We start from the raw sequence: 6,520 nt of genomic DNA on the forward strand, positions 1-6,520 counted from the left end.
AAAAACCTGCTCTCAGCAGGCTCGATTCAATTAGTGGCAACAGGCCCTAATGCCTGTACCTGCATCAGTTCACGGATTACGGAGGTCGCATAATACCCGGCGGCCAGTGAAAAGGTGAGCACTAAATCGGTCGTTCCGGCGTCTTCCTGCCACTGCCAGCTGAGATTGGCAGGCAATGCGGCCAGAGCACGGCGCTCCTGCTTAAGACCGGCATGCTCCATACCATCGCACAGTTCTGGCTGCTCCGCCGCGACGCGGCTTTCCAGCGCTAAGGCATCATCTGTGCTGTTCAGGCGGCCCCGGCCCCATAACGGTCCGGTGCTTAAGCCGCTGTCGTCGGCGATATCACCGGCCAGCGTTTGCCCCCAGAGTCCGGCACGGATACGTTCGGCCAGCACATTGTTGAAAATCAGCGAACGGATGGCGGACAGATAAATGCTTTTCTTGCCCGGATTACGCACACGGATTTCACCGGCCAGCATGGCGCGGCCGGATTCAATATTGCCGCCACCATGACCAAAGCGCTGCTCACCAAAATAATTAGGCACGCCCAGTGTTTTGATCTGCTCCAGATTGCTTTCAATCAGCGCGCGCTCACCCTGCACCTGACGCAGACGGATGGTAAAGCGGTTACCGAGCAGATCGCCACGGCGCAGCTTTTTAGAATGGCGGCTCTGACTCAGTACCGTCATTTCGGCATCATTCAGAGCACTGAAATCCGGCGCTTCGACCCTTGGCAGATAAATACTGAACCACTGGCGGGTTATGGCGTTGCGGTCTTTCAGGCCAGCGTAGCCGACATCCATTTCCTTAACTCCCGCATGGGCTGCCAGACGTTTGGCAATCCAGGCGGTGTTGGCCCCGTTCTTCTCAATATGCAGCCAGACGTGCTCGCCTTCACCACAGGGCAGCGCCAGCGGAATTTCTTCCACGCAGAAATCGTCATTCTGTTGTTTCAACAGGGCGCTGGCACCGGTGTGCGGATAAGCGTTGGGCCAGTCAGGCAGGAGTGTTGTTGTCAAAAGGGCTCTCGTTTTTCAGCGTTAAAATTTAAATCAGCGGGCGGCAGTGATCAGTAAAGCCACCGCGTGTACGGCAATACCTTCTTTACGCCCCACATACCCTAGCTTTTCGGTGGTGGTGGCTTTGACGTTCACATCATCCAGACGCACGTTCAGATCGGCGGCAATGCACTCGCGCATGGTCTGAATATGCGGTGCCATCTTCGGCGCCTGAGCAATGATGGTGATATCCACGTTACCCACCTGATAGCCTTTATCGCGGATCAGACCGACCACATGGCGCAGCAGCACACGGCTGTCGGCTCCGGCCCAGGCATCATCGGTATCGGGAAAATGCTGGCCAATATCGCCCAGCGCCGCCGCACCCAGCAGGGCATCGGCCAGCGCATGCAAAGCCACGTCACCATCGGAATGGGCTTTCAGGCCGTGGCTGTGCGGAATCTGCACACCGCCCAGAGTAATAAAATCGCCATCTTCAAAAGCATGTACATCGAAGCCATGACCAATGCGCATAACAACTCTCGTTCAGAAATGTGGAGATAAAGAGGTGGATAAAAACAGTTCCGCCAGCGCCAGATCTTCGCGCCGCGTCACTTTAATATTGTCGGAGCGGCCAGCCACCAGCAATGGCTGATAACCCTGCTGCTCCATCGCGGATGCTTCATCAGTGACCGTCAGACCCTGTGCCAGACAGGCGGTTAACGCCTGCTGCAGCTGACCATAACGGAATACCTGCGGCGTTAATGCATGCCACAGCTGCTCACGCTCAACGGTATGCTCAATCACGACTTTGCCGTCACGCAGCACCCCGCGCTTCATGGTGTCGCGGGTTGGCGCAGCCAGAATGGCGCCGGGGTCGGCCAACTCGCTCAGCAGCTTGTCCAGATCGCCATGGCGCAGGCAGGGCCGGGCGATATCATGCACCACCACCCAGTCCTGCTCTGTTGCAATGCCCTGCAGTGCGGCCAGACCGTTCAGTACCGAATCGCAGCGCTCACGGCCACCGGCAGCACGGATAATACGCTCGTCACTGGCGTATTCACTGTCCGGCCAGTAAGGATCATCGGCCGATAACACCAGCACCGCCTGCTCAAATGCGGGGTAACTGAGAATCGCATCCAGAGTGTAATCCAGCAGAAAGCGTCCCTGAATCGGCAGGTACTGCTTCGGTCGGTCGGCCTGCATACGGCTGCCAACACCGGCGGCGGGCAAAATAGGAAAGTAACGCGCAGTGGTCATTATTGTTTGCCGGCAGGAGGGTCTACAAAAAGGATAAAGGTTTCGCCATCGCGCACCAGACCGAGATCTTCGCGGGCTTTTTCTTCCAGCAGCGTCTGGCCGTGGCGCAGATCTTCAACTTCAGCCAACAGAGCGTCATTTTCACTTTGCTGCACCTCGTTATCCTCGCGCAGCAAAGCAATACGCTGCTGCAACTGGCGGCTGGCAACCACACCGCTGTCATCCAGCCAGATGCGGTATTGCAGCACCAGCAACAGCAGTACCGGCAGCACAAGCCAGATCAGCAGGCGAAAATGAGGCATAAGTTTGTCTGACATATCCGTTTCCCGGTCAGGGTAGCATCGCTCATGGTGTCGTCGTATGGCTCTTCATTAACAAAAAACGGGCAATTAAGCCCGTTTTTTGTGTTCAGCCAGTATTACTGACCTTTGATCTCAGAGCGACCTTTGTACGGTGCTTTGGCACCCAGTTGCTCTTCGATACGCAGCAGACGGTTGTACTTGGACACACGGTCTGAACGGCACAGGGAACCGGTCTTGATCTGACCCGCCGCAGTACCTACCGCCAGATCGGCGATGGTGCTGTCTTCGGTTTCACCGGAACGGTGAGAGATCACAGCGGTGTAGCCTGCGTCTTTCGCCATTTTGATGGCGTCCAGAGTTTCAGACAGAGAACCGATCTGGTTGAACTTGATCAGGATGGAATTACCAATGCCCTTCTCAATACCTTCAGCCAGAATCTTGGTGTTGGTTACGAACAGATCGTCACCGACCAGCTGTACTTTGGCACCCAGTTTTTCAGTCTGATATTTCCAGCCAGCCCAGTCAGATTCGTCCTGACCGTCTTCGATAGAAACGATCGGGTACTGATCGCACAGTTCAGCCAGGTAGTCAGAGAAACCTTCAGAGGTGAAGACTTTACCTTCGCCTTTCAGATCGTACTTGCCGTCTTTGTAGAATTCAGAAGACGCACAGTCCAGAGCCAGAGTCACGTTGTTGCCCAGCTCGTAGCCCGCAGCAGAAACGGCTTCTTTAATCGCAGCCAGTGCATCGGCGTTAGAGGCCAGGTTTGGTGCGAAACCACCTTCGTCACCCACGGCGGTGTTCAGGCCCTGAGAAGACAGTACTTTTTTCAGCGCGTGGAAGATTTCGGCACCACAACGCAGCGCTTCGGCGAAAGACGGCGCGCCAACCGGCTGCACCATAAATTCCTGAATGTCGACGTTATTATCCGCGTGCTCACCACCGTTGATGATGTTCATCATCGGTACCGGCATAGAGTAAACGCCCGGAGTACCGTTGATATCGGCAATGTGAACGTACAGTTCAACACCTTTGGCCGCAGCAGCCGCTTTGGCAGCCGCCAGAGAAACCGCCAGAATGGCGTTGGCGCCCAGTACAGACTTGTTGTCAGTACCGTCCAGCTCCAGCATCTTGTTGTCCAGCGCACGCTGGTCCAGAGCATCCATACCAACCAGAGCAGGCTTGATGGTGTTGTTTACGTTGGCAACGGCTTTCAGTACGCCTTTGCCCAAGTAACGGCTTTTGTCGCCATCACGCAGTTCCAGTGCTTCGCGGGTACCGGTAGAAGCGCCGCTTGGTGCACAGGCTGTACCGAAAAAACCGCCTTCCAGGATAACGTCCGCTTCAATGGTCGGGTTACCGCGGGAGTCCAGCACTTCACGTGCTTTGATATCAACAATCTTTGCCATAGTTGGTTGTCTCCAGAAAACAGAGGCTTTCTATTTTTTAATTAATGGGAATCTTTGTAATCAAACGCCGCGGCGATAAAGGCCGAAAACAGGCCGTGTCCATCACGCGGAGTCGAGGTAAATTCTGGGTGGAACTGACAACCCACAAACCATGGGTGATCCGGTACTTCCACAACTTCGACCAGCTCGCCATCGACCGAACGTCCGGCAATACGCAGACCGGCTTTTTCCAGTTCCGGCACCAGTGAAGAGTTCACTTCGTAACGGTGACGGTGGCGCTCAACAATCAGTTCTTTACCGTAGGCTTTGGCGGTGGTTGTTTCCGGAGTCAGCACACATTCCTGACCGCCCAGACGCATGGTGCCGCCGAGGTCAGAATCTTCGCTGCGGGTTTCAACATTACCGGAAGCGTCCTGCCATTCAGTGATCAGGCCAACCACCGGATGCTTGGTATCGTTGCTGAATTCGGTTGACTGTGCATCGTCCCAGCCGACCACGTTACGGGCGAATTCAATAACCGCCACCTGCATACCCAGACAGATACCCAGGTATGGGATTTTGTTTTCACGGGCGTACTGAACCGTGCGGATTTTGCCTTCAACGCCACGGTTACCGAAACCACCCGGCACCAGAATCGCATCAACGCCTGCCAGAACATCAACGCCTTTACGCTCAACGTCTTCGGCATCGATATAACGGATGTTTACTTTGGCCTTGTGGTGGATACCGGCGTGATCGATTGCTTCGATCAATGACTTATAGGCATCCAGCAGATCCATGTACTTACCGACCATGGCGATGGTGACGGTTTTTTCCGGATTCAGTTTGGCATCAGCCACAACATCCCACTCGGACAGGTCTGCTTCGCGACAGGTCAGATCAAACTTCTCAACAATCAGATCATCCAGGCCGGCATCGTGCAGCATGCGTGGGATCTTGTAGATGGTATCGGCGTCTTCCAGCGGAATTACGGCACGCTCTTCAACGTTGGTGAACAGTGCAATCTTGCGCAGCGCAGAGGCGTCGATCTTATGGTCGGAGCGGCAGATCAGTACATCCGGCTGCAGACCGATGGTGCGCATTTCTTTAACAGAATGCTGAGTCGGCTTGGTTTTCGTCTCGCCCGCGGTAGCGATGTACGGAACCAGAGTCAGGTGCAGTGACAGAGCGCGCTTGGAGCCCAGCTCGACTTTCATCTGACGCACAGCTTCAAGGAATGGCTGGGATTCGATATCACCAACGGTGCCACCGATTTCCACCAGCGCCACATCAGAACCTTCAGCGCCTTCGAGTACACGGCGTTTGATTTCGTCAGTGATGTGCGGAATCACCTGCACGGTACCGCCCAGATAATCACCGCGACGCTCTTTCGCCAGCACATCGGTGTAAATACGACCGGTGGTGAAGTTATTGCGGCGGGACATGGTGGTACGGATAAAACGTTCGTAGTGGCCCAGATCGAGGTCAGTTTCCGCACCATCGTTGGTTACGAAGACTTCGCCGTGCTGGAACGGGCTCATAGTGCCCGGATCGACGTTAATGTACGGGTCCAGCTTGAGCATGGTGACCTTAAGGCCACGGGCTTCCAAAATGGCAGCCAGAGATGCAGAAGCGATGCCTTTCCCCAATGAAGAAACAACACCACCTGTGACGAAGATAAATCGTGTCATAGAAGGTCCGCGAGACAGAAATGGATACAAAACGGAAGGCACAGAACCTTCGCTCAAGATGGGGGGGCAGAATACCAGAAGAGGCTATCCGGGTAAAATCAAAAGGCGCTTTCCAGCAGCCATTTTTCTCTGTTAGTCTGACAGCTTACAAAGAGTTACCGGAACTGACCGGAATTTATCATGACAACAACCCGCTACGCTTTCCGCAGCCAACAGATGCACAAACATCTGCACGCCGTCTCTGTATCCCTGAGCAAGGGTAAACAGTGGTGGCTATCTGCCTGCGCGGCCGTCGGGTTAACAGTCTGATTTTAAACTGATTTACCCACCGGCTGCGGATCTCCGTCGCCGGGAAGCCCCCTTATACAAGCCAGCCGACCCAGACCGCAGCCTCTTTTACCATCAGGGAGAGAACCATGGCTGCCACCGAGCCCGCCACACCCATACCGGCATCAACAACCGACACAGACACAACCCCAGCCCGCTTCGGCCTGATGCTGGCACTGTGCGCTGCATTTCTGTTTTCTACCAAGCCCATCATCATCAAATGGCTGTACGACCTGGGCATGACCGCGCTGCCATTAATGTGGCTGCGTATGATGCTGGCGATGCCGGTCTATGTTGTTGTCGGCTGGCTGGCCTGGAGGCGTCTGCCGGTAAAACCGACTGCACTGCAGCTGTTAAAAGCCGCCGGCACTGGCCTGCTCGGCTACTGGCTGGCGTCTTATCTGGATTTGCGCGGGCTCGAATATGTCAGCGCCCAGCTTGAGCGGCTGATGCTGTACGCCTATCCGACGCTGGTGATTATTCTCGGCGCGTTATTTTTTGGTCAGACCTTTCAGCGCCATCATATCGTTGCGCTGATTCTGACCTACGTT

General features: G+C 55.1%; 7 protein-coding genes. 1 reads left to right on the forward strand and 6 read right to left on the reverse strand.

All coding sequences use genetic code 11. From position 1 onward, the window contains the following. Window positions 1-26: 26 nt before the first annotated feature. The 6 genes from truD to B3P58_RS07190 all read right to left on the reverse strand — a co-directional run bounded on the left by truD (window position 27) and on the right by B3P58_RS07190 (window position 5,642). On the reverse strand, window positions 27-1,022 hold the full coding sequence (gene truD, locus B3P58_RS07165) for a tRNA pseudouridine(13) synthase TruD (protein ID WP_286716668.1): 996 nt from the start codon (window positions 1,020-1,022) through the stop codon (window positions 27-29). Between the two features lie 33 nt (window positions 1,023-1,055). Then, complete coding sequence (ispF, locus tag B3P58_RS07170; RefSeq protein WP_145466494.1) at window positions 1,056-1,535, reverse strand: 2-C-methyl-D-erythritol 2,4-cyclodiphosphate synthase; 480 nt, start codon at window positions 1,533-1,535, stop codon at window positions 1,056-1,058. 12 nt (window positions 1,536-1,547) lie between these two features. Continuing rightward, window positions 1,548-2,261, reverse strand: a complete 714-nt coding sequence (gene ispD / locus B3P58_RS07175; RefSeq protein ID WP_286716669.1) for a 2-C-methyl-D-erythritol 4-phosphate cytidylyltransferase — start codon at window positions 2,259-2,261, stop codon at window positions 1,548-1,550. After that, on the reverse strand, window positions 2,261-2,578 hold the full coding sequence (locus B3P58_RS07180) for an FtsB family cell division protein (RefSeq protein WP_145466496.1): 318 nt from the start codon (window positions 2,576-2,578) through the stop codon (window positions 2,261-2,263). The genes ispD and B3P58_RS07180 overlap by 1 nt, the downstream gene beginning before the upstream one ends. Before the next feature lie 101 nt (window positions 2,579-2,679). Further along, window positions 2,680-3,972 (reverse strand): phosphopyruvate hydratase, encoded by a 1,293-nt coding sequence (gene eno, locus B3P58_RS07185; protein ID WP_225692990.1) that lies wholly within the window; start codon window positions 3,970-3,972, stop codon window positions 2,680-2,682. 41 nt (window positions 3,973-4,013) lie between these two features. Next, window positions 4,014-5,642 (reverse strand): CTP synthase, encoded by a 1,629-nt coding sequence (locus B3P58_RS07190; protein WP_286716670.1) that lies wholly within the window; start codon window positions 5,640-5,642, stop codon window positions 4,014-4,016. 416 nt (window positions 5,643-6,058) lie between these two features. On the opposite strand from B3P58_RS07190, the gene B3P58_RS07195 reads away from it, so the two are divergent. After that, window positions 6,059-6,520: DMT family transporter (locus B3P58_RS07195; protein ID WP_286716671.1), on the forward strand; the 462-nt coding region annotated here is incomplete at its 3' end.

The organism is Thalassolituus sp. UBA2009, assembly GCF_002335285.1.
GTDB classification, from domain to species: domain Bacteria; phylum Pseudomonadota; class Gammaproteobacteria; order Pseudomonadales; family Oceanobacteraceae; genus Venatoribacter; species Venatoribacter alkanivorans.

What these genes read in the sequence shown, in the direction of transcription:
- ispF (WP_145466494.1), bottom strand. Translation starts at nt 1,535, where the DNA reads ATGCGCATTGGTCATGGCTTCGATGTACATGCTTTTGAAGATGGCGAT.
- ispD (WP_286716669.1), bottom strand. Translation starts at nt 2,261, where the DNA reads ATGACCACTGCGCGTTACTTTCCTATTTTGCCCGCCGCCGGTGTTGGC.
- B3P58_RS07180 (WP_145466496.1), bottom strand. Translation starts at nt 2,578, where the DNA reads ATGTCAGACAAACTTATGCCTCATTTTCGCCTGCTGATCTGGCTTGTG.
- eno (WP_225692990.1), bottom strand. Translation starts at nt 3,972, where the DNA reads ATGGCAAAGATTGTTGATATCAAAGCACGTGAAGTGCTGGACTCCCGC.
- B3P58_RS07190 (WP_286716670.1), bottom strand. Translation starts at nt 5,642, where the DNA reads ATGACACGATTTATCTTCGTCACAGGTGGTGTTGTTTCTTCATTGGGG.